The sequence below is a fragment of the Vreelandella titanicae BH1 genome (assembly GCF_000336575.1).
Classification (GTDB): Bacteria; Pseudomonadota; Gammaproteobacteria; order Pseudomonadales; family Halomonadaceae; genus Vreelandella; species Vreelandella titanicae.
Map to the genome: position 1 here is coordinate 43,726 of NZ_AOPO01000014.1, position 17,340 is coordinate 61,065.

A 17,340-nucleotide genomic window follows, 5' to 3' on the forward strand; every position below is an offset into this window, starting at 1 on the left:
TGCGACTGGAAATAACTCTCCGCCCTCTCTCGGCATTATTCACAACAGGATTTTGGTATGCGTAAGATGTTAGCAGCAAACTGCGGCCTTATCATGACAGGTTCGCTTCTACTCAACGGCTCTGCTTGGGCCTCCGGCACGCCTGAAAGCGCCGACATTGAGGCCCTGGTGAACGATACTATCGCGCCTTTGATGGCCGAACACCGTATCCCCGGCATGGCGGTCGCGCTTAGCCTCAACGGCCAACAGCACTACTTTAATTATGGCCTCGCCAATCAAGAAGCGGGGATTCCAGTCACCGATGAGACGCTGTTCGAACTCGGCTCTGTCAGCAAGATTTTCACGGCTGCACTCGCTGGCTATGCCCAGACTAGTGGCGCCCTCTCGCTTTCCGACCCGGCCAGCCGCTACCTGCCTGAACTTGAAGGCAGCGCCTTCGATGAGATCACGCTGCTGGAACTGGGAACCTACACGGCGGGCGAGCTGCCGCTGCAGTTCCCTGAGTCGGTTCAAAGCGAAGAGACGATGATCGACTACTACCGCCAGTGGCAGCCTGAATCCGCCCCTGGCAGCCATCGGCTCTACTCCAACCCGAGCTTGGGCCTGTTCGGTTATCTCGCCGCACAAAGCCTTGGTCAGCCCTTCGAGATGGCGATGGAGGAAGCGCTGTTTACCCCGTTAGGGCTTGAGCATAGCTACTTTCAGGTGCCTGAAGCGCAGCAGGCGAACTATGCCTACGGTTACTCTAAAGAGGATGAACCCATTCGGGTGAACCCAGGCATGCTGGATGCCCAGGCCTACGGATTGAAATCGACTGCTGCAGACGTACTAACGCTGGTGGAAGCCAATATGAGTGGTGCTGAGCTTAATGAACCACTAAGCCAAGCCTTGGCCGCTACGCGCACGGGGTACTTTGAGGTCGGCAATATGACCCAAGGACTGGGGTGGGAAAGCTATGCCTACCCGGTGGCGCTCGATCAGTTGCTGGTAGGCAACTCGCTTGAGATGATTTTGCAGCCCAACCCCGCCAACCGCTTAACCCCACCGCTAGCCCCCAGGCAGGAAGCGCTCTATAACAAAACCGGCGCTACCAACGGCTTTGGCGGCTACGTGGCTTTTGTACCCAGCGAGCAAATCGGCATTGTGCTGCTGGCTAACCGCAACTACCCCAATCAGGCGCGCATCGAAGCTGCACACCATATTCTTACCAAGCTGACTGAAGCGCCCTAAGCAAGCAGCCAGACAACCTGATGCCGCCTTCGTGAACTGCACCCCAATCGTTGGATATTCGTCCAATGGTTGGGGTGTTTTTTATGGCGATATAACGAAGATCAAACAACCGAAAGTTGCATTTTTTGCTGTCGATAAGGAGACTAGCACCCTCCCCCGTCACTTACCTTCACTGCGAAGAGCCCTTTCCCATGCGTCTAAACGCCGATTTTAGCCACTTTGCCTGTGTTACCCCGGAAGAGTATCAGTGGGTCGATTCCCCCAGCGCGGGGGTAGAGCGCATGATGTTTGACCGGATTGGTGATGAAGTTGCTCGCGCTACCAGCCTTGTGCGCTACGCCCCCAATACAAAGTTTGAGCGGCATACCCACGGCGGCGGCGAAGAGATTCTGGTATTGGAAGGCGTGTTCGCCGATGAGCATGGGCGCTACGCGGCGGGCAGCTACTTAAGAAACCCCATTGGCACCGGCCATACCCCGCAAATTGGCGAGGAAGGCGCGCTGATATTTGTCAAACTGCACCAGTTTGACCCCAACGACACGCTACAGTTGGCAGTGCCAGCGCATCGGCTGCCCTGGCAGCCTGATCGACGCCCGCGCATTGCCTATAAAATGCTGCACACCTACAAGCAGGAGCGCACCAGCCTGGAGCGCTGGTCGGCGGGCACCTCCATTACCTACCCCACGCTGCTGGGCGGGCTGGAGTTTTTGATTCTGGAAGGCACACTGAGCGATAGCGAACAGAGTTACACGGCAGGCACCTGGTGCCGCTACCCCAGCGGTTCTGCTCCGGCACTTACCGCCGGTGATGATGGCGTCATGATGTACCTCAAACGCGGCCATCTGCCAGCCGCTTAGCTTCGCGACATACCCAGGAACGGCAGCAGCGTAAGGGCGGCAATAAGCCCCACTGCTAGCAGTACTAACACGACCTGCACCGGGTGAGCGGCCAAACGACGCCACAGCGTCTCCGCGTCACCCCGCTCAACCGCCGCCTGGTGCTCGCGTTGGGCGCGCTCAAGGCGCTCCGCCTGGTAGGCCTCTAACGCCGCGATGGCAGCGTCGTGCTGATGTGGATTGCGCAGCCAAATCGCGTCAACGCCCAGGCGGAAAAAGCCCGCCTGGGTTTCATAGGTATCAAAGCCATGGGCAGCGAGCAGGTCACGCACCTCCATGGCCTCTTCGTCGGTCACATGGCGCAGCCGGAACAGTAGTTCAGCCATTGGCGTGCCTCAAGAGTCGCTCTTCCCCACCATCAGGTCTGCCTGAATCACTTCGATCCAGTAGCCGTCCGGGTCTTTAACGAAGATAACATCTTTCATCTTGCCCTGATCGGAGCGTTTGACGAAGGTGACGTCATGCTCGTCGAACCACGCCTGGGCCGCTGCCAAATCCGGTACGTTGAAGCAGATATGCCCAAAGCCCTGGGGTTCGGCATTGCCATCGTGATAGGCGAAATCTTCCTGGTCTTCAGTCCCCCAGTTGTGGGTCAGCTCCAGCAGCCCTTTCTGGCTAAACGTCCAGGCGGTACGCGCTTGCGCATCGTCCGGAACGCTGTCGCTGGGTTCCAGGTTGGCCAGGAAGTAGAGCGAGAACTGCATCTCTTCGAAATCCAGCCGCCGCATCACCTGCATACCAAACACTTTTGAGTAGAACGCCAATGCCTGCTCAGGGTCTTTCACCCGCAGCATGGTGTGGTTTAAACGAAACCCTTGAGTTTGGGGCGGCGTAGCCACGACGCCGGGATGCTGCTCGCCTTGAAAACTCATTTTGCTCTCCTATCGCTGATGTTGATCATTGAATCCATTGAGCTTCACGTACCGCTTACCATGGGGGCTTTATGGCCATAATAACAGCCCTTACAAGCACGTAGGCAGTGTCGTATCGAGGTGCCGATAAGCGCACTGGCAATACTAAACAAAAACCCTACACTTATTCTTCATAAGCTTTACAAAAAGCAGTTCCCGCAACATGAGTGATGCCCCACCTTTGAGGCGTCCACAGGAGTTTTCCATGAGTGCGATCGATATGACGCTGGGTGACCACCTGACGCTAAAACAGCTTTCCAATGCGCTTCACAACGGTTTTTCGCCGATTGTTGAAGTCGAGTCGATGGATGGAATCTACAAAGTGCGTTTTCACCATGCTAACGGCGTGTCTGAGCTGAGCGATAACAAGGGCCACGTCAGTACTTTTCTGGGCACGGGCGAAATCCGCGATACCCTGGGCCAACTGGGCTTGACCCACGGCGTGCTAACCTTCGCCGACCAGTGTGGTGACGAGATGATTGGGGTCGAGGGTAAAGCGATGACACCTGATGAAATGCTTACCTACGGTACGCGTATTTCGTTTCGTTAGATTGCTATCGTCCGCATCCGGGGCTTTACAGGGCTACTTCAGGCAAGGATAGTAATCCCTCGACAGGGGCGCCCTCCGTTACGGTTGGGCTGAGAAGCACCCTTTGAACCTGAACCGGATAACACCGGCGTAGGGAGTCGTGGTAACGCTTACCACCTCCCTGCCGGGAGGATGCTATGACCCTACGCCCGCTTGGCGATTACCTTGAGACGCTGCGCTCATTGACACCGCTGGTTCACTGCATGACCAACTATGTGGCCATGAACAGCACTGCCAACCTGCTGTTAGCCACCGGCGCGTCGCCCGCCATGCTGCATGCGCCTGAAGAAGTGGCTGAATTCACGGCTATCTCCGCGGGGCTGTCGATTAATATCGGTACGATCTCTGCCCACTGGGCTGACGCTATGCTCACCGCCACAGCGACTGCCGATCAGCATGCCATTCCCTGGGTATTAGATCCCGTCGCCGTTGGCGCCACGCGCTATCGCCAAACGCTGTGCGCGAAGCTGCTGGCCGCTAAACCCAGCGTGATCCGTGGCAATGCGTCTGAAATTCTTGCCCTTAACGGTTTAGCTAGCCAAGGCCGCGGCGTGGACGCCACAGCCGCCACCGACCAAGCCGTGGACGCTGCAATAGCATTAGCGCAAAAACACGGCTGTATTGTCGCGATGACCGGTGAAAGCGACTGGGTGACGGACGGCACACAGCACTACCGCATTAACGGTGGCCATCCTTTGATGCCCCGCGTAACAACGCTTGGCTGTGGGCTGAGCGCGCTAGTGGCGGGATTTGTGGCTGCCAACCGCGACGCCCCACTGGGTGCAACGGCAGCCGCGCTGGCCTGCTTTGCGGTCACAGGGGAGCGTGCGGGAAGCCACGCCAACGGGCCTAGTAGTTTTCAAGTGGCACTACTGGATGCGCTGTATCAACTCACCCCTGACGACCTCACTACTTATGCCCAACTGGAGGCAATCCATGCCGCTTGATCTATCGCTCTACTTGGTCACCGATGCCACGCTCTGCCGAGAGCATGGTTTGGAACAAACGGTTGAGGCAGCGGTAAAAGGCGGCGTCACCATCGTGCAGTTGCGTGACAAGCATGCCAGCGACGAACAGATGATTGCCCAAGCCAAACGGTTAAAAGCGCTTCTGGCGGGCACCGGTGTCCCGCTGATCATTAACGACCGTTTGCAGGTGGCACTAGAAAGCCAGGCAGATGGCCTGCATGTCGGTCAGAGCGACGCTGCCGTTCAGCAAGCGCGCCGGGTGCTAGGTGATCAAGCGATTATCGGCCTGTCGATCAATACTATCGCCCAGCTGCAAGTCTCTCCGTTTGAGCTACTCGATTATGTCGGGATTGGCCCCGTGTTTGCCACCGAGAGCAAACAAGATCACGCCCAGCCCATCGGCTTTGGCGGTTTAGCGGCGCTGGTCAAGGCGTGCCCACTGCCCAGCGTGGCCATTGGTGGGCTGAAAGCGGATCATGCGATTAGCGTACAGCGCGCGGGAGCGAACGGTTTAGCGGTGATATCAGCCATTTGTGGCCAGCCCGACCCTTACCAGGCAGCGCGCGCTTTTCAGATTTTCCAAGCCGATTCGGCGTCATGAATCAGTTAGAGCATATCGTCGCTTTTGTGCGGGTAGCCGAGTTGGGTAGCTATACCCGTGCTGCTGAAGCGCTGGATATTTCCCGCACTCGCGTATCCCGCCAGGTCATGGCACTGGAAGAGACATTGGGCGCGCGACTGATACAGCGCACCACACGACGGCTACATCTCACTGAGGCCGGGGAGCGCTACCTGATACGCGCCCAAGGGGTACTGCAAGCGCTCGATGAGGCCGCCGCCGAGGTGGGCCAAGGTACCAGCGATGTGCGTGGGCGGCTGCGCGTTAATGGGCCGATGAGTTTTGGCACCCGCTACCTAGCGCCACTCGTCGCGCAATTTATGCACACTCACCCGGCGCTGGAAGTGCGCCTGGATTTGAACGACCGCCGTGTCGACCTGCTGGAAGAGGGTTACGACGTAGCGATCCGTATCGGCAGCCTGCCCGACTCCAGCCTGGTGGCGCGCCGACTGACGCGGTGCCGCCTACTGTTTTGCGCCTCGCCTGAATATCTTGCCAACCACGGTGAACCCGACAGCGTTCAAGCCCTTGCCAAGCACCACTGCCTACGCTACCGCAGCGGCCAACAGAGCGCTGACTGGAAGATTGCCACGCAGTCATTGACGGTCAATGGCCCACTGGAAAGCAATAACGGCGATGTACTCACCCACGCCGCGGAAGCTGGCCTGGGCATCGCTCAGCAGCCCAGCTTTCTGGTCACAGAGAGTATCGCCAGCGGGCATTTAGTGCCCATCTTAACTAATGAGCCAGCGGTACGGCTCGATGTTCACGCGCTCTACCCCGCCCGGCGCTACCTGCCCGCCAAGGTGGAGCGCTTCATCGACCTGCTCACCGAGGCATGGGGTGATCCGCCGATTTGGGAGCAAAACATTGGATTATCGCCAATAACGCAACAGTGATGTGCAAAATTCGCTGATTATCTCGATCTGATCCGGCTGTAAAGTAGCGTCATCAACCACTCGATGGAAGCTACTACGATGACAACGCATACTCACTCTGCCCCCTCTCTACAGCCCTCTGTACAGCACTCTTTACAACCCCAGGCCATCTCGCTACTGCGCGTCGCACTGGGTGTGATGGCCCTTGCTCACGGTTTGCTCAAGGTGTTTGTATTTACCCTACCGGGCACCGTCGGCTATTTTGAATCACTGGGTTTACCAGGGTTTCTGGCCTACTTGACCATTGCCGCGGAAGTGGGCGGTGGAGCCGCCCTGATTCTGGGTGTTTACACCCGCTGGGTGAGCCTGGCACTGGTGCCGGTACTGCTCGGCGCTGCTTGGGTGCATCTTGGCAACGGCTGGATGTTCTCAAATGCCGGCGGCGGTTGGGAATTCCCGGTGTTCTGGACGCTGGCGTTAATCGTGCAAGCGGGCCTGGGCAGCGGCCGCTGGGTGTTAAGCAACCGATTCGCCTAACACCTAAAACTATCGCCTAAAACTATCGCCTAAAACTATCGCCTAAAACTATCGCCTAACCCTATTGCCAGCGCTTGCTTACCGCCAGCGTTGGCCATGCTGCTGAGGAGACTCACTCATGTTACCTAGTCTGTTTATTTCCCATGGCTCGCCCATGCTGGCCCTCAATAAAACCCCGGCTCATGCCTTTCTACGCGAACTGGGCAGGCAGCTTTCGCCCAAGGCGGTGGTGGTAGTCTCAGCGCACTGGGAGAGCCTGGCGCTCAAGGTCAGCATCAGCGCCAAACCAGAAACCATTCACGACTTTGGCGGCTTCCCACAGGCGCTTTTCGAGTGCCAGTATCCTGCCCCGGGTGAGCCGGAACTGGCTGAACGGCTGGCCGTGTTACTGGGCGCCGAGCGGGTAGAGCGCGGCCTGGATCACGGCGCCTGGGTGCCCCTTTCACTGATGTTTCCTGACGCCAATGTGCCGGTTGTCTCGCTGTCGCTTCCGGTGCGCTGGAGCAATGCGGAGCTGGCCACGCTGGGCGAGCGCCTGTCGGCTCTGCGGGAAGAGGGGATTTTGGTGATCGGCTCGGGCAGCCTGACCCATAACCTGTATGAAATCATGCCCCAGGAGAGCCCTGTGCCCGCCTGGGTAGATGAATTTGCCACTTGGGTAAGCGAGCGCCTTATCGCCAATGATCGTGAAGCGCTGCTTAGCTGGGAGCGCGCACCCTATGCGCAGGAGAACCACCCGACCCCTGAACACTTTCAGCCATTGCTGGTGGCCATGGGGGCAGGAGGCGACGCAAAACAGCTGCACCACAGCGTAGAGCACGGTGTGCTTGCGATGGACGTTTATGCGTTTAGCTGATCGCTACCCCTAACGATTCAGGTTGTGCTGCTCTGGAAGGCTTGAGATCACGCATTAACAGCGCAAACTCAAGCTGTTCAGGGGTAATGCTGACCTTGGGAACGGGGATTCGCACGCGATGCCCAGAACCAGGTGCTGCGCTCTGCGCTTCACCTCGCAAGTTCTCGATATGCTCGAGCACGAAGCGGTGATTACCACCTGGCAGCATCAGCTCCATGCCATCCCCCACTTCAAAGCGATTTTTAACCTCGACTTCCAACCTGCCACGAGCCGGATCGAAATCCAGCACTTCACCGACGAACTGCTGGTGAACGCCGATGGAGTTCCCCTGCTCATAGCTTTGGTACTCACCGTGCACATGGCGTTGATAGAAGCCCTCGGTGTACCCTCTATTCGCCAGGTTCTCAAGTTCATCCATTAGCCGTTTATTGAAGGGGCGCCCAGCGACTGCGTCATCAATGGCTTGGCGATAGACTTGCGCTGTACGCGCAACGTAATAATGGGACTTGGTGCGCCCTTCAATCTTTAGTGACGCCACGCCCATTTGCGTCAGCCGAGCGACATGCTGCACCGCGCGCAGATCCTTGGAGTTCATGATGTAGGTGCCGTGTTCATCCTCATACACAGGCATCAGCTTGCCAGGGCGGGAAACATCTTCAATCAGCGCCGAAAGCTCGTCTGGGCTGCCGACCGCTGCACTGCCACTTCCTTGGGCGGCTATTAAGTCGCCCGTGTCATCCTGGGTCGCTGCTACGGTGTTGTATTTCCAGCGACACGCGTTGGTACAGGTGCCTTGATTAGGGTCGCGATGATTGAAATAACCCGACAGTAGGCAACGCCCTGAATAGGCGATACACAGTGCGCCGTGAACAAAGGTTTCGATCTCTAAGCCTGGGCACTGTTCGCGTATTTCGCCGATCTCTTCCAGTGATAGCTCCCTAGACAAAATGATGCGGCTGATACCCTGCCGCTGCCAGAATTGGGCGGCAGCCCAGTTGACGACGTTCGATTGCACCGAGAGGTGGATAGGTTGATCCGGCCAGCGATCACGAACCATCATAATCAAACCGGGATCCGACATAATCAGTGCATCGGGCCCTGCCTCGATCACCGGCGCCATATCCTGGAGGTAGGTTTTCAGTTTGCTGTTGTGAGGGGCAATGTTGGAGGCAACATAAAACTGCTTGCCTCGGGCATGGGCATACTCGATACCACGATGTAAGTTATCAATTTTAAAATCGTTGTTGCGCACCCGGAGAGAGTAGCGCGGCTGCCCCGCGTAAACCGCATCGGCCCCATAGGCAAAGGCGTAACGCATGTTCTTGAAGGTGCCCGCAGGGGAAAGTAGTTCGGGAGCTTGCTTCAGTCGTTCGGGGGCTTGCATAGACAGTCACCGTGATCAGGACGATGGCTCGCAGCGGACTGCGATGAAAGGCCAGGATTATAACCAGCCCAAATCCGCCGTTTTGGCAAGCTCACCGCTTCCGTGACCTAGATCAAAAAGTGGCGGTAGAGTGACGTCAGTTAAGCGGTAGGACGACGTTTAAGGGTTGTCCTACGGTCGTGATACGCCACCGCTAACCCGCTGCCCATTATCAAGGCGCTGCCTACCCAGACCCAGAGATCCGGCATTTCACCCCAGAACCACCAGCCCAGCAGTACCGCCCAGAGCATGGCGGTGTAATCAAACGGGGCGGCGATGGCCGCAGGAGCAAACCGAAAGGCCAAGGTGATGAAAGCGGTGGCCGCAACGCCCAATACTCCCGAGGCGAAAAAGCCTACCCAGTGCCACGGCTGGGGTGTCTGCCACACCCAGGGCAGCGTTAGCGCGGTCACCACCAGCGGCACACAGGTCATGTAAAACAGCATTGCCCAGAGGTGTTCGCGGGCGCCGTAGCGCCGGGCGGTAATCATCATCAGCGCATAGAATAGCGCCGCCCCCACCAATACCAGCGCGCCCATCTGAAACGCATCGCCGTTGGGCCGCACCACGATCAGCACCCCCGCAAACCCCACCAAGGATGCGATCAGCACCGGTGGATCAATGCGCTCACCCAACAATGGCACCGAAAGCAGGGTCACAAACAGCGGCGCCACAAAGGCAATCGCCGTGGCCTCCGCCAGGGGGAGCAGCGTTAGCCCCCATACGAAACAGACCATGGTGGCGGTATAAATCAATCCGCGCAGCAAATGGACACCCGGCCGTTTCGTACGCAGCTTGCGTAACCCACCGGCAAAATGGGCAAGCAGCGCAATCAGCGGTAGCGATACCAAGGCACGGAAGAAAATAATCTGCAGTGGCGAGTGCACTTCACCTAACCACTTGGAAACAGCGTCGCCTAGGGCGAGGAAAAGAACGCCCAAACACATGCAGAGTATGCCTTTCAGCGAGGTTGTCACCGCGATCTCCCTGTTCACTGGTCAATACAAAGTGCCAAAAAAGAAAAACCCCGCCAATTAGCCATTGGCGGGGTGATGACGCCCCCCCCCCCTTACAAGCTGGCGTTAACGACCATACAGTCCATACCTTGGGAGTGCAGCTCACGGCACGCTTGGCGAGCGCGCTGCTCGTCCAATGCCATTAGCCGGGCGCGATAAACCGGGTTTTGGCCCTCTACCGTGTCTACAGCAATGCGTCCGCCTAAAGTCTGAGCAATCCGCTGAGCCGCCTGCTGCGCCAATTGCCGTGCCTGGGCTTCACGACTGAAAGCACCCACTTGCACCCCCCAGCCACCGCCCGTTTCAGTGACAGAAGCCATCTTGCGTTCACGCTCAATGAACGCTTGAAGTGGGTCGGGCTGTGGATCTTCGCTTGCCGGCGTGGGGCGCTGAATGGTGACGATATCGGCTAGCTGTTCTTCAAGATCGACAACCGGCGTTGAGGGGGTAGAGTTACTCGATGGTGACAATGTTGACGTTTCGACCACCGCCAGCAGGGGTTGGCGTGGCGCTGGCTGCTGTGGTGCCACCGGCTGAGCAGGGGGTGCAAAGGCCATAAATTCCCGCGAGAAGCTGGTGTCACCCATCCAGCTTTGCTGGTCGCGTAGCGACGCACGCAAGAAGCTACGATCCAGCAGATTGGCCATATGGGTATCCCGGGACTGGGATGAAAAACCACCCATGACGACGCCCACCAGCCGCCGATCACCGCGCACTGCGGTAGTGGCCACGTTAAAGCCAGAGGCGCGAATGAACCCCGTTTTTAGGCCATCGGCACCTGGGTAGTCACGCACCAATCGATTGTGGCTGGTGTGCCGGGTGCCGCGGTAGGTAAACTCTTGCAGGCCGAAGTAGTGGTAGTACTGGGGGAAGTCCTGCATCACGCGTACCGAAAGCGTGAGCATATCCCGCGCGGTGGTGATTTGGCCGTCATCCGGCAAGCCAGAGGCATTGCGAAAGGTGGTGGCATGCATGCCCAGCTCGCGTGCCTTGGTGGTCATCATTTGGGCAAAGTGGGCTTCGCTGCCGCCCAGGGCTTCGGCAACCACTGCGGCAACATCATTGGCAGAGCGAACCGCGAGTGCGCGAATAGCGGTATCCACCGGAATTGAGCTGCCCGCCGCCAGCCACAGTTTGACAGCAGGCTTGGCGGCAGCGTAATGGGAAACCGGCAAGGGTTGGTCCAAGCGCAGCGTACCCTCTTCTAACGCTTCAAAGGTTAGATAGAGCGTCATCATTTTGGTAAGCGACGCAGGATAGCGCTGATCGTCAATATTCTCGGCGTAAAGCACTTCGCCATTATCCAGATCAACGACAATACCCGCATAGCGCGGGTTGTCGGCATGCGCAGTAGTGACCATCGCAAGTATGAGCAGCATTAGCATACTCAAAAACCCTATCGCCGACGCTCCCCCGGCAGCGCTTTTTATCCTCGCATACATACCTGCCCCTTGCTTGTTATCAATGCGCTAGTTCGAATCGCTGTTTAACCAACCTGCCGCTGCTTAACTACCATGCCACACTCAAGCTACAACACAAGGCTTGCCCAAGCGGCACGCGACGCTTACTCAATTTAATAATAGGCCGAGTATAGGGTATTAGTACGAAGAATAGACGCCGTTAAGTGTAGAAAACAGAAGATAAATGCGCCCATAAAAAAAACCGACCACTGAGGGTCGGTTTTCATTCGCTACCAAAGAGGCCTGGCGCAGAGGATTACTCTTCTGCAGCGGCTTCTTCAACAACCGGACGGTCAACTAGTTCAACGAACGCCATAGGCGCGTTGTCGCCGGTGCGGAAACCGCACTTGAGAATACGGACGTAACCGCCCGGACGCTCGGCATAACGCGGACCCAATTCGTTGAACAGTTTGCCGACGGCTTCTTTAGAGCGCGTGCGGGCAAACGCCAAACGACGGTTTGCAACGCTATCCTGCTTAGACAAGGTGATCAGCGGCTCGATTACGCGACGCAGCTCCTTGGCTTTCGGCAGGGTTGTCTTAATGACTTCATGTTCGACCAGCGAGACAGACATGTTCTTGAACATGGCCTGACGATGCGAGCTGGTGCGATTCAGATGACGACCACTCTTACGATGACGCATGGTTGTAATTCCTTACCAAACTGGGACTCAAGTCGACGCTCACGCGGAGGCTTTGTCGTCCTTCAGGCTTGCCGGTGGCCAATTTTCCAACCGCATGCCAAGGGACAAGCCGCGAGCCGCCAATACATCTTTGATTTCATTCAAAGACTTTTTACCGAGGTTCGGTGTCTTCAACAGCTCAACTTCTGTGCGCTGGATAAGATCACCGATGTAGTAAATATTCTCGGCTTTTAGGCAGTTCGCGCTACGAACGGTCAACTCAAGATCGTCTACGGGGCGCAATAGAATTGGATCGACATGATCCTCTTCCTCTTCGACTTCCTGTTCTTTATCAGCTTCCAGGTCGACGAAGGCGGCCAGCTGCTCTTGCAGGATGGTCGCACTGCGACGGATAGCCTCTTCCGGATCCAGGGTACCGTCGGTTTCCAGATCGATAATTAGCTTATCGAGGTCGGTGCGCTGCTCGACACGAGCGGCCTCAACCGAGTAGGAAACACGGCGGACAGGGCTGAAGGTGGCATCCAGCTGCAGGCGGCCAATGGCACGTGACTCTTCATCAGAGCCGCGCGCGTCAGCCGGTTCGTAGCCACGACCCAGCGCTACCTTAAGCTGAATTTTCAGCTCGGCACCTTCATTGACATGAGCAATGACGTGGTCCGGGTTGACGATTTCGACGCTATGATCAAGCGCAATGTCGCCAGCGGTGACGACGGCTGGGCCCTGCTTGTTCAGCGTGAGCACCGCCTCATCGCGGCTGTGCATCTTGATCGCAACATCTTTCAAGTTCAGGAGGATTTCAATGACATCTTCCTGCACCCCTTCAAGCGCACTGTATTCATGCTCGACGCCGGCGATTTCAGCCTCTACCACGGCACAGCCGGGCATGGACGAAAGCAGAATGCGACGTAGTGCATTCCCCAGGGTGTGACCAAAGCCACGCTCGAACGGTTCGAGCACGATTTTGGCGTGATGTGCGCTGATTTCTTCGACCTTGATGTCGCGAGGACGGAGAAACTCTGTCACTGAACGCTGCATATGAACACCTTTCAGGCTGCCAAACGGATACTTGGTACTCGGTAAGATCTGGCGCGGGCGTTAAACCGGCACCAGATTGACAAGAAACAGAAAACTGCTTACTTGGAGTACAGCTCGACGATCAGGTTTTCGTTGATGTCGGCAGACAGGTCACCGCGTTCAGGCAGAGCCTTGAAAGTGCCTTCCATCTTCTTGGCGTCGATTTCGATCCAAGCGATATCGCCACGGTTGGCCGCAATGGACAACGCGCTTTGAATACGTGCTTGGTTTTTCGCCTTTTCGCGAATGGAAACAACGTCACCCGGCTTCACTTGATAGGAAGCAACGTTAACGGTGCGGCCGTTCACGGAAATCGCTTTGTGGCTGACCAGCTGACGCGCTTCAGAGCGAGTCGAGCCGAAGCCCATGCGGTAGACGACATTATCCAGTCGGGATTCGAGCAACTGCAACAATACTTCACCGGTCGCACCTTTCAGGCGAGCGGCTTCTTTGTAGTAGTTACGGAACTGTTTTTCGAGTACGCCATACATGCGACGTACTTTTTGCTTCTCGCGAAGCTGCAAGCCGTAGTCTGAAAGACGCTGACGACGCTGGCCGTGTACACCCGGGATCTGCTCGGATTTACACTTTTTCTCGAAGGGAGTAACACCACTCTTCAAAAAGAGGTCGGTGCCTTCACGACGAGACAGTTTGCACTTCGGTCCAATATAACGAGCCATGAATCTGTCTCCTTAAACGCGGCGTTTCTTAGGCGGACGGCAGCCATTATGGGGAATGGGCGTCGCGTCTACGATGCTTTGCACGCGGAAGCCGGCGGCATTCAGTGCGCGCACGGCGGATTCACGACCGGGACCTGGGCCTTTAACCAGTACATCTACGTTTTTCACACCATACTCGGCTGCAGCAGTTGCTGCACGTTCGCTTGCCACTTGAGCAGCGAACGGGGTGCTCTTGCGAGAACCACGAAAACCCGAACCACCGGCAGTCGCCCAAGAAAGAGCGTTGCCCTGGCGGTCTGTGATCGTCACGATCGTGTTGTTAAAAGAGGCATGGATATGCGCAATCGCATCCACTACCTGCTTTTTAACCTTTTTACGGTTACTACGCGGGTTAGCCATGTTGATGTCTATTCCTGTCTTTACGCCAGAACGTGCGTGTTATTTGCGGATCGGCTTACGCGGGCCCTTACGGGTGCGCGCGTTAGTCTTAGTCCGCTGACCACGCAGCGGAAGACTACGACGATGACGCAGACCACGGTAGCAGCCTAAGTCCATGAGACGCTTAATGTTAAGCGTGACATCACGACGAAGGTCGCCTTCTACGGTGTACTTGCCAACTTCAGAACGCAGGGTGTCGACTTCTTCAGAAGACAGATCCTGGATCTTGGCAGTAGGCGCGATACCGGCTGCAGCACAGATGTGCTCAGCACGGGTACGGCCAATCCCGAAGATATAGGTCAGCGAGATCGCCGCATGCTTGTTGTCCGGGATATTGACGCCTGCAATACGGGCCATCAGCTTACTCCGAAATTTGAGCGGCTTGCTCGTTTATTCATCTACAAAAGGCGCAACAGCATACCCCATCATTTGCCCTAAGGCAAGGGGTATGCTGGCACCCGCTTAATACAACCCAGGCTATTAACCCTGGCGTTGTTTGTGCCGTGGCTCGCTGCAGATGACGCGGACAGCGCCATTGCGACGAATGATCTTGCAGTTACGGCACATTTTCTTTACGGAAGCTCGAACTTTCATCGATCTTTCTCCAAAAACCGGCTCGCGGCGCGCCCTCTCTAACTAAATAGGGGTGGACGGCGCCTCAGCGCATGATACCGCCGCTACCGTAGCCTTTCAGGTTGGACTTCTTCATCACTGAGTCATACTGATGCGACATGAGATGCGACTGCACCTGGGCCATGAAGTCCATGATGACCACGACTACGATTAACAACGAGGTACCGCCGAAGAAAAACGGCACGTTCCACGCCACAATCAAGAACTGGGGCATCAAGGAAACCGCAGTGATATACAAGGCACCGAACAGGGTCAAACGTGTCATGACCTTGTCGATATAGCGAGCGGTCTGCTCGCCGGGGCGAATGCCCGGCAGGAAAGCGCCTGACTTTTTAAGATTGTCAGCCACATCCTTGGGGTTGAAGACCAGCGCTGTGTAAAAGAAGCAGAAGAATACCACTGCCGCCGCGAAAAGCAAGATGTAAAGCGGTTGACCTGGGCCTAATGCCTGAGATGCACGCTGCAACCACTCCATACCTTCACCGGCACCTACCCACTGACCAATAGAGGCCGGGAAAAGCAGGATACTGGAGGCAAAAATCGCCGGAATAACACCGGCCATGTTGACCTTCAAAGGCAGGTAGCTACTTTGCCCTGCATACATCTTATTGCCCACTTGTCGCCGAGGATAATTAACTTTGAGACGGCGTTGGCCGCGCTCAATGAAAACCACAAAGGCGACAGTCGCAATACCTAACACTGACAGCGCTAACAGCGGCAGAACATTCCAGGCCCCTTCATTACGGGCAAGCTCGAAGGCTTGGCCCACGGCACTGGGCAGTCCAGCGACAATACCGGCGAAGATCAGCAGCGAAATACCGTTGCCGATGCCCTTCTCGGTAATCTGCTCACCTAGCCACATCATAAACACCGCGCCCGATACAAACGTAATCACGGCGGTGAAATAGAAGCTGAAGTCAGCACTGTACGCGATGCCTTGGCTAGCCAGACCGACGGACATGCCGGTAGCCTGGACAAACGCCAGTATCACCGTGCCGTAGCGGGTGTACTGGCTAATCTTGCGGCGGCCAGCCTCACCCTCTTTCTTGAGCTGCTCAAGATGAGGGGAGACCGCAGTCATGAGCTGCATGATAATCGACGCCGATATATAGGGCATTATACCCAGGGCGAGAACACTCATGCGCTCCAGGGCGCCACCAGAGAACATGTTAAACATGCCCAGAATGGTGCCCTGTTGCTCCCTAAACAAGGCAGCAAGCTGGTCAGGATTGATACCGGGAACGGGAATGTGGGCACCAATACGGTACACCACGATGGCGAGGAGCACGAAGCGCAAACGCGCCCACAGTTCACTCAGACCGCTGCCCATCGCCGGCATTTTTCCTGACTTGGCCATTTAGTCCTCTACCTTGCCGCCAGCGGCTTCGATCGCTTCACGGGCACCTTTGGTGACCTTGATTCCGCGAACGGTAACCGCCGTTTTCAGTTCGCCAGAAAGGATGATCTTCGCGTGTAGCGTAGAGTCCTTTAGCACGTTGGCTTCTTTCAAAGATGCCAGGGTGACTTCGCCACCGGCAACTTTAGCAAGCTCAGCCAGGCGTACTTCTTCAGAGACCAGAGATTTTGCAGACGTAAAGCCGAATTTCGGCAAACGACGCTGCAAAGGCATCTGACCGCCTTCGAAACCGGGCTTAACACTGCCGCCACTACGTGACTTCTGACCTTTGTGACCACGGCCACCGGTCTTACCAAGACCGGAACCGATGCCACGACCAACGCGCTTTGCAGCGTGTTTGGAGCCCGGAGCCGGGCTTAGGTTATTGAGTTTCATGGATTACTCTCCCTCAACGCGCACAAGGTAGTTCACCTTGTGGATCATGCCGCGTACGGCAGGGGTGTCTTCCAGTTCAACCGTATGACCGATGCGACGCAGGCCCAAGCCTTTCATAGTAGCCTTGTGCTTGGGCATAATGCCGATGGTGCTGCGGATCTGGGTAACCTTGATCGTTGCTGCCATGGTGCCTTACCCCGTGATCGCTTCGACAGACAGACCGCGCTTGGCGGCCACGTCTTCCGGTGCTTGCATGGAGGAGAGACCTTTAACAGTCGCTCGTACCACGTTAACCGGGTTGGTGGAACCGTAGCACTTGGCCAGTACGTCGTGGACACCGGCGAGCTCTAATACAGAGCGCATGGCGCCACCGGCGATGATACCGGTACCTTCGGAAGCCGGCTGCATGTACACCTTGGAAGCACCGTGACGGGCTTTGACCGGGTACTGCAGCGTATGGCCAGCAAGGTTCACCTTGACCATGTTGCGACGAGCTTGATCCATCGCTTTCTGGATTGCGACAGGCACTTCACGCGCCTTGCCACGACCGAAACCGACACGACCTTTACCATCACCAACGACGGTCAGTGCGGTGAAGCCGAAAATACGACCACCCTTGACCACCTTGGCGACGCGGTTGACCTGCACTAACTTCTCTTGCAGATCACCGCTTTGCTGTTCGTTCTTCGCCATCGTA

23 protein-coding genes and 1 riboswitch are annotated in these 17,340 nt (G+C 56.7%); of the genes, 8 read left to right on the top strand and 15 right to left on the bottom strand.

Going from position 1 to position 17,340, the window contains the following annotated elements:
* Nucleotides 1–57: 57 nt before the first annotated feature.
* Both ampC and HALTITAN_RS19575 read left to right on the top strand, forming a co-directional pair.
* A complete protein-coding gene (gene ampC / locus HALTITAN_RS19570; RefSeq protein ID WP_039860210.1) occupies nucleotides 58–1,230 on the top strand; it encodes a class C beta-lactamase in 1,173 nt (390 codons plus the stop codon).
* 191 nt (nucleotides 1,231–1,421) lie between these two features.
* Entirely contained in the window at nucleotides 1,422–2,087 is a 666-nt protein-coding gene (locus tag HALTITAN_RS19575) for a cupin domain-containing protein (protein ID WP_022520852.1), read from the top strand.
* Here HALTITAN_RS19575 and HALTITAN_RS19580 read toward each other — a convergent pair.
* Both HALTITAN_RS19580 and gloA read right to left on the bottom strand, forming a co-directional pair.
* The gene (locus HALTITAN_RS19580; protein WP_022520853.1) at nucleotides 2,084–2,452 is read right to left on the bottom strand and encodes a DUF6164 family protein; all 369 of its coding nucleotides are present in this window, start codon (nucleotides 2,450–2,452) and stop codon (nucleotides 2,084–2,086) included. The two genes, HALTITAN_RS19575 and HALTITAN_RS19580, sit on opposite strands and share 4 nt — an antisense overlap.
* A gap of 9 nt (nucleotides 2,453–2,461) precedes the next feature.
* Entirely contained in the window at nucleotides 2,462–2,998 is a 537-nt protein-coding gene (gloA, locus tag HALTITAN_RS19585; RefSeq protein WP_009288132.1) for a lactoylglutathione lyase, read from the bottom strand.
* A 244-nt stretch (nucleotides 2,999–3,242) separates the two neighbouring features.
* On the opposite strand from gloA, the gene HALTITAN_RS19590 reads away from it, so the two are divergent.
* From HALTITAN_RS19590 to HALTITAN_RS19615, 6 genes are all read left to right on the top strand, one after another.
* Nucleotides 3,243–3,587: a hypothetical protein gene (locus HALTITAN_RS19590; protein ID WP_022520854.1), complete on the top strand. Its 345-nt coding sequence runs from the start codon at nucleotides 3,243–3,245 to the stop codon at nucleotides 3,585–3,587.
* Nucleotides 3,588–3,641: 54 nt separating this feature from the next.
* Nucleotides 3,642–3,740: riboswitch (TPP riboswitch) on the top strand.
* A 23-nt stretch (nucleotides 3,741–3,763) separates the two neighbouring features.
* Complete coding sequence (thiM, locus tag HALTITAN_RS19595) at nucleotides 3,764–4,573, top strand: hydroxyethylthiazole kinase (RefSeq protein WP_039860211.1); 810 nt, start codon at nucleotides 3,764–3,766, stop codon at nucleotides 4,571–4,573.
* Entirely contained in the window at nucleotides 4,563–5,195 is a 633-nt protein-coding gene (gene thiE, locus HALTITAN_RS19600) for a thiamine phosphate synthase (protein ID WP_039860212.1), read from the top strand. The genes thiM and thiE overlap by 11 nt, the downstream gene beginning before the upstream one ends.
* Nucleotides 5,192–6,112 (top strand): LysR family transcriptional regulator, encoded by a 921-nt coding sequence (locus HALTITAN_RS19605; protein WP_039860214.1) that lies wholly within the window; start codon nucleotides 5,192–5,194, stop codon nucleotides 6,110–6,112. The genes thiE and HALTITAN_RS19605 overlap by 4 nt, the downstream gene beginning before the upstream one ends.
* Before the next feature lie 78 nt (nucleotides 6,113–6,190).
* Nucleotides 6,191–6,628 carry a DoxX family protein gene (locus tag HALTITAN_RS19610; protein ID WP_051052153.1) on the top strand — a complete coding sequence of 146 codons (438 nt, stop codon included), beginning with the start codon at nucleotides 6,191–6,193 and terminating at the stop codon, nucleotides 6,626–6,628.
* Nucleotides 6,629–6,746: 118 nt separating this feature from the next.
* Nucleotides 6,747–7,484 carry a DODA-type extradiol aromatic ring-opening family dioxygenase gene (locus HALTITAN_RS19615; RefSeq protein ID WP_009288134.1) on the top strand — a complete coding sequence of 246 codons (738 nt, stop codon included), beginning with the start codon at nucleotides 6,747–6,749 and terminating at the stop codon, nucleotides 7,482–7,484.
* Here HALTITAN_RS19615 and trhP read toward each other — a convergent pair.
* The 13 genes from trhP to rpsE all read right to left on the bottom strand — a co-directional run bounded on the left by trhP (nucleotide 7,477) and on the right by rpsE (nucleotide 17,336).
* On the bottom strand, nucleotides 7,477–8,868 hold the full coding sequence (gene trhP / locus HALTITAN_RS19620) for a prephenate-dependent tRNA uridine(34) hydroxylase TrhP (protein ID WP_009288135.1): 1,392 nt from the start codon (nucleotides 8,866–8,868) through the stop codon (nucleotides 7,477–7,479). The genes HALTITAN_RS19615 and trhP overlap by 8 nt on opposite strands.
* Before the next feature lie 140 nt (nucleotides 8,869–9,008).
* Nucleotides 9,009–9,884, bottom strand: a complete 876-nt coding sequence (locus HALTITAN_RS19625; protein WP_027958798.1) for a DMT family transporter — start codon at nucleotides 9,882–9,884, stop codon at nucleotides 9,009–9,011.
* Nucleotides 9,885–9,976: 92 nt separating this feature from the next.
* On the bottom strand, nucleotides 9,977–11,308 hold the full coding sequence (locus HALTITAN_RS19630) for a D-alanyl-D-alanine carboxypeptidase family protein (RefSeq protein ID WP_039860215.1): 1,332 nt from the start codon (nucleotides 11,306–11,308) through the stop codon (nucleotides 9,977–9,979).
* 331 nt (nucleotides 11,309–11,639) lie between these two features.
* On the bottom strand, nucleotides 11,640–12,026 hold the full coding sequence (gene rplQ / locus HALTITAN_RS19635; protein ID WP_008959150.1) for a 50S ribosomal protein L17: 387 nt from the start codon (nucleotides 12,024–12,026) through the stop codon (nucleotides 11,640–11,642).
* 39 nt (nucleotides 12,027–12,065) lie between these two features.
* Complete coding sequence (locus HALTITAN_RS19640; protein WP_009288137.1) at nucleotides 12,066–13,061, bottom strand: DNA-directed RNA polymerase subunit alpha; 996 nt, start codon at nucleotides 13,059–13,061, stop codon at nucleotides 12,066–12,068.
* A gap of 98 nt (nucleotides 13,062–13,159) precedes the next feature.
* A complete protein-coding gene (gene rpsD, locus HALTITAN_RS19645) occupies nucleotides 13,160–13,780 on the bottom strand; it encodes a 30S ribosomal protein S4 (protein WP_008959152.1) in 621 nt (206 codons plus the stop codon).
* 12 nt (nucleotides 13,781–13,792) lie between these two features.
* On the bottom strand, nucleotides 13,793–14,179 hold the full coding sequence (gene rpsK / locus HALTITAN_RS19650) for a 30S ribosomal protein S11 (RefSeq protein ID WP_007111985.1): 387 nt from the start codon (nucleotides 14,177–14,179) through the stop codon (nucleotides 13,793–13,795).
* 39 nt (nucleotides 14,180–14,218) lie between these two features.
* The gene (gene rpsM, locus HALTITAN_RS19655; protein WP_022520863.1) at nucleotides 14,219–14,575 is read right to left on the bottom strand and encodes a 30S ribosomal protein S13; all 357 of its coding nucleotides are present in this window, start codon (nucleotides 14,573–14,575) and stop codon (nucleotides 14,219–14,221) included.
* A gap of 123 nt (nucleotides 14,576–14,698) precedes the next feature.
* Nucleotides 14,699–14,812, bottom strand: coding sequence for a 50S ribosomal protein L36 (rpmJ, locus tag HALTITAN_RS24990; protein WP_008959154.1), 114 nt, complete (start codon nucleotides 14,810–14,812; stop codon nucleotides 14,699–14,701).
* Between the two features lie 64 nt (nucleotides 14,813–14,876).
* Nucleotides 14,877–16,208 (bottom strand): preprotein translocase subunit SecY, encoded by a 1,332-nt coding sequence (gene secY, locus HALTITAN_RS19660; RefSeq protein WP_008959155.1) that lies wholly within the window; start codon nucleotides 16,206–16,208, stop codon nucleotides 14,877–14,879.
* Nucleotides 16,209–16,643: a 50S ribosomal protein L15 gene (rplO, locus tag HALTITAN_RS19665; RefSeq protein ID WP_009288138.1), complete on the bottom strand. Its 435-nt coding sequence runs from the start codon at nucleotides 16,641–16,643 to the stop codon at nucleotides 16,209–16,211. It lies immediately after the preceding gene.
* Between the two features lie 3 nt (nucleotides 16,644–16,646).
* Complete coding sequence (gene rpmD / locus HALTITAN_RS19670) at nucleotides 16,647–16,829, bottom strand: 50S ribosomal protein L30 (RefSeq protein WP_022520864.1); 183 nt, start codon at nucleotides 16,827–16,829, stop codon at nucleotides 16,647–16,649.
* 6 nt (nucleotides 16,830–16,835) lie between these two features.
* Entirely contained in the window at nucleotides 16,836–17,336 is a 501-nt protein-coding gene (gene rpsE, locus HALTITAN_RS19675) for a 30S ribosomal protein S5 (RefSeq protein WP_007111990.1), read from the bottom strand.
* Nucleotides 17,337–17,340: the final 4 nt, after the last annotated feature.

Excerpts from the sequence above, each read along its gene's own strand:
- ampC (WP_039860210.1), top strand. The coding sequence starts at position 58 with ATGCGTAAGATGTTAGCAGCAAACTGCGGCCTTATCATGACAGGTTCG.
- HALTITAN_RS19575 (WP_022520852.1), top strand. The coding sequence starts at position 1,422 with ATGCGTCTAAACGCCGATTTTAGCCACTTTGCCTGTGTTACCCCGGAA.
- HALTITAN_RS19580 (WP_022520853.1), bottom strand. The coding sequence starts at position 2,452 with ATGGCTGAACTACTGTTCCGGCTGCGCCATGTGACCGACGAAGAGGCC.
- gloA (WP_009288132.1), bottom strand. The coding sequence starts at position 2,998 with ATGAGTTTTCAAGGCGAGCAGCATCCCGGCGTCGTGGCTACGCCGCCC.
- HALTITAN_RS19590 (WP_022520854.1), top strand. The coding sequence starts at position 3,243 with ATGAGTGCGATCGATATGACGCTGGGTGACCACCTGACGCTAAAACAG.
- thiM (WP_039860211.1), top strand. The coding sequence starts at position 3,764 with ATGACCCTACGCCCGCTTGGCGATTACCTTGAGACGCTGCGCTCATTG.
- thiE (WP_039860212.1), top strand. The coding sequence starts at position 4,563 with ATGCCGCTTGATCTATCGCTCTACTTGGTCACCGATGCCACGCTCTGC.
- HALTITAN_RS19605 (WP_039860214.1), top strand. The coding sequence starts at position 5,192 with ATGAATCAGTTAGAGCATATCGTCGCTTTTGTGCGGGTAGCCGAGTTG.
- HALTITAN_RS19610 (WP_051052153.1), top strand. The coding sequence starts at position 6,191 with ATGACAACGCATACTCACTCTGCCCCCTCTCTACAGCCCTCTGTACAG.
- HALTITAN_RS19615 (WP_009288134.1), top strand. The coding sequence starts at position 6,747 with ATGTTACCTAGTCTGTTTATTTCCCATGGCTCGCCCATGCTGGCCCTC.
- trhP (WP_009288135.1), bottom strand. The coding sequence starts at position 8,868 with ATGCAAGCCCCCGAACGACTGAAGCAAGCTCCCGAACTACTTTCCCCT.
- HALTITAN_RS19630 (WP_039860215.1), bottom strand. The coding sequence starts at position 11,308 with ATGCTAATGCTGCTCATACTTGCGATGGTCACTACTGCGCATGCCGAC.
- rplQ (WP_008959150.1), bottom strand. The coding sequence starts at position 12,026 with ATGCGTCATCGTAAGAGTGGTCGTCATCTGAATCGCACCAGCTCGCAT.
- HALTITAN_RS19640 (WP_009288137.1), bottom strand. The coding sequence starts at position 13,061 with ATGCAGCGTTCAGTGACAGAGTTTCTCCGTCCTCGCGACATCAAGGTC.
- rpsD (WP_008959152.1), bottom strand. The coding sequence starts at position 13,780 with ATGGCTCGTTATATTGGACCGAAGTGCAAACTGTCTCGTCGTGAAGGC.
- rpsK (WP_007111985.1), bottom strand. The coding sequence starts at position 14,179 with ATGGCTAACCCGCGTAGTAACCGTAAAAAGGTTAAAAAGCAGGTAGTG.
- rpsM (WP_022520863.1), bottom strand. The coding sequence starts at position 14,575 with ATGGCCCGTATTGCAGGCGTCAATATCCCGGACAACAAGCATGCGGCG.
- rpmJ (WP_008959154.1), bottom strand. The coding sequence starts at position 14,812 with ATGAAAGTTCGAGCTTCCGTAAAGAAAATGTGCCGTAACTGCAAGATC.
- secY (WP_008959155.1), bottom strand. The coding sequence starts at position 16,208 with ATGGCCAAGTCAGGAAAAATGCCGGCGATGGGCAGCGGTCTGAGTGAA.
- rplO (WP_009288138.1), bottom strand. The coding sequence starts at position 16,643 with ATGAAACTCAATAACCTAAGCCCGGCTCCGGGCTCCAAACACGCTGCA.
- rpmD (WP_022520864.1), bottom strand. The coding sequence starts at position 16,829 with ATGGCAGCAACGATCAAGGTTACCCAGATCCGCAGCACCATCGGCATT.
- rpsE (WP_007111990.1), bottom strand. The coding sequence starts at position 17,336 with ATGGCGAAGAACGAACAGCAAAGCGGTGATCTGCAAGAGAAGTTAGTG.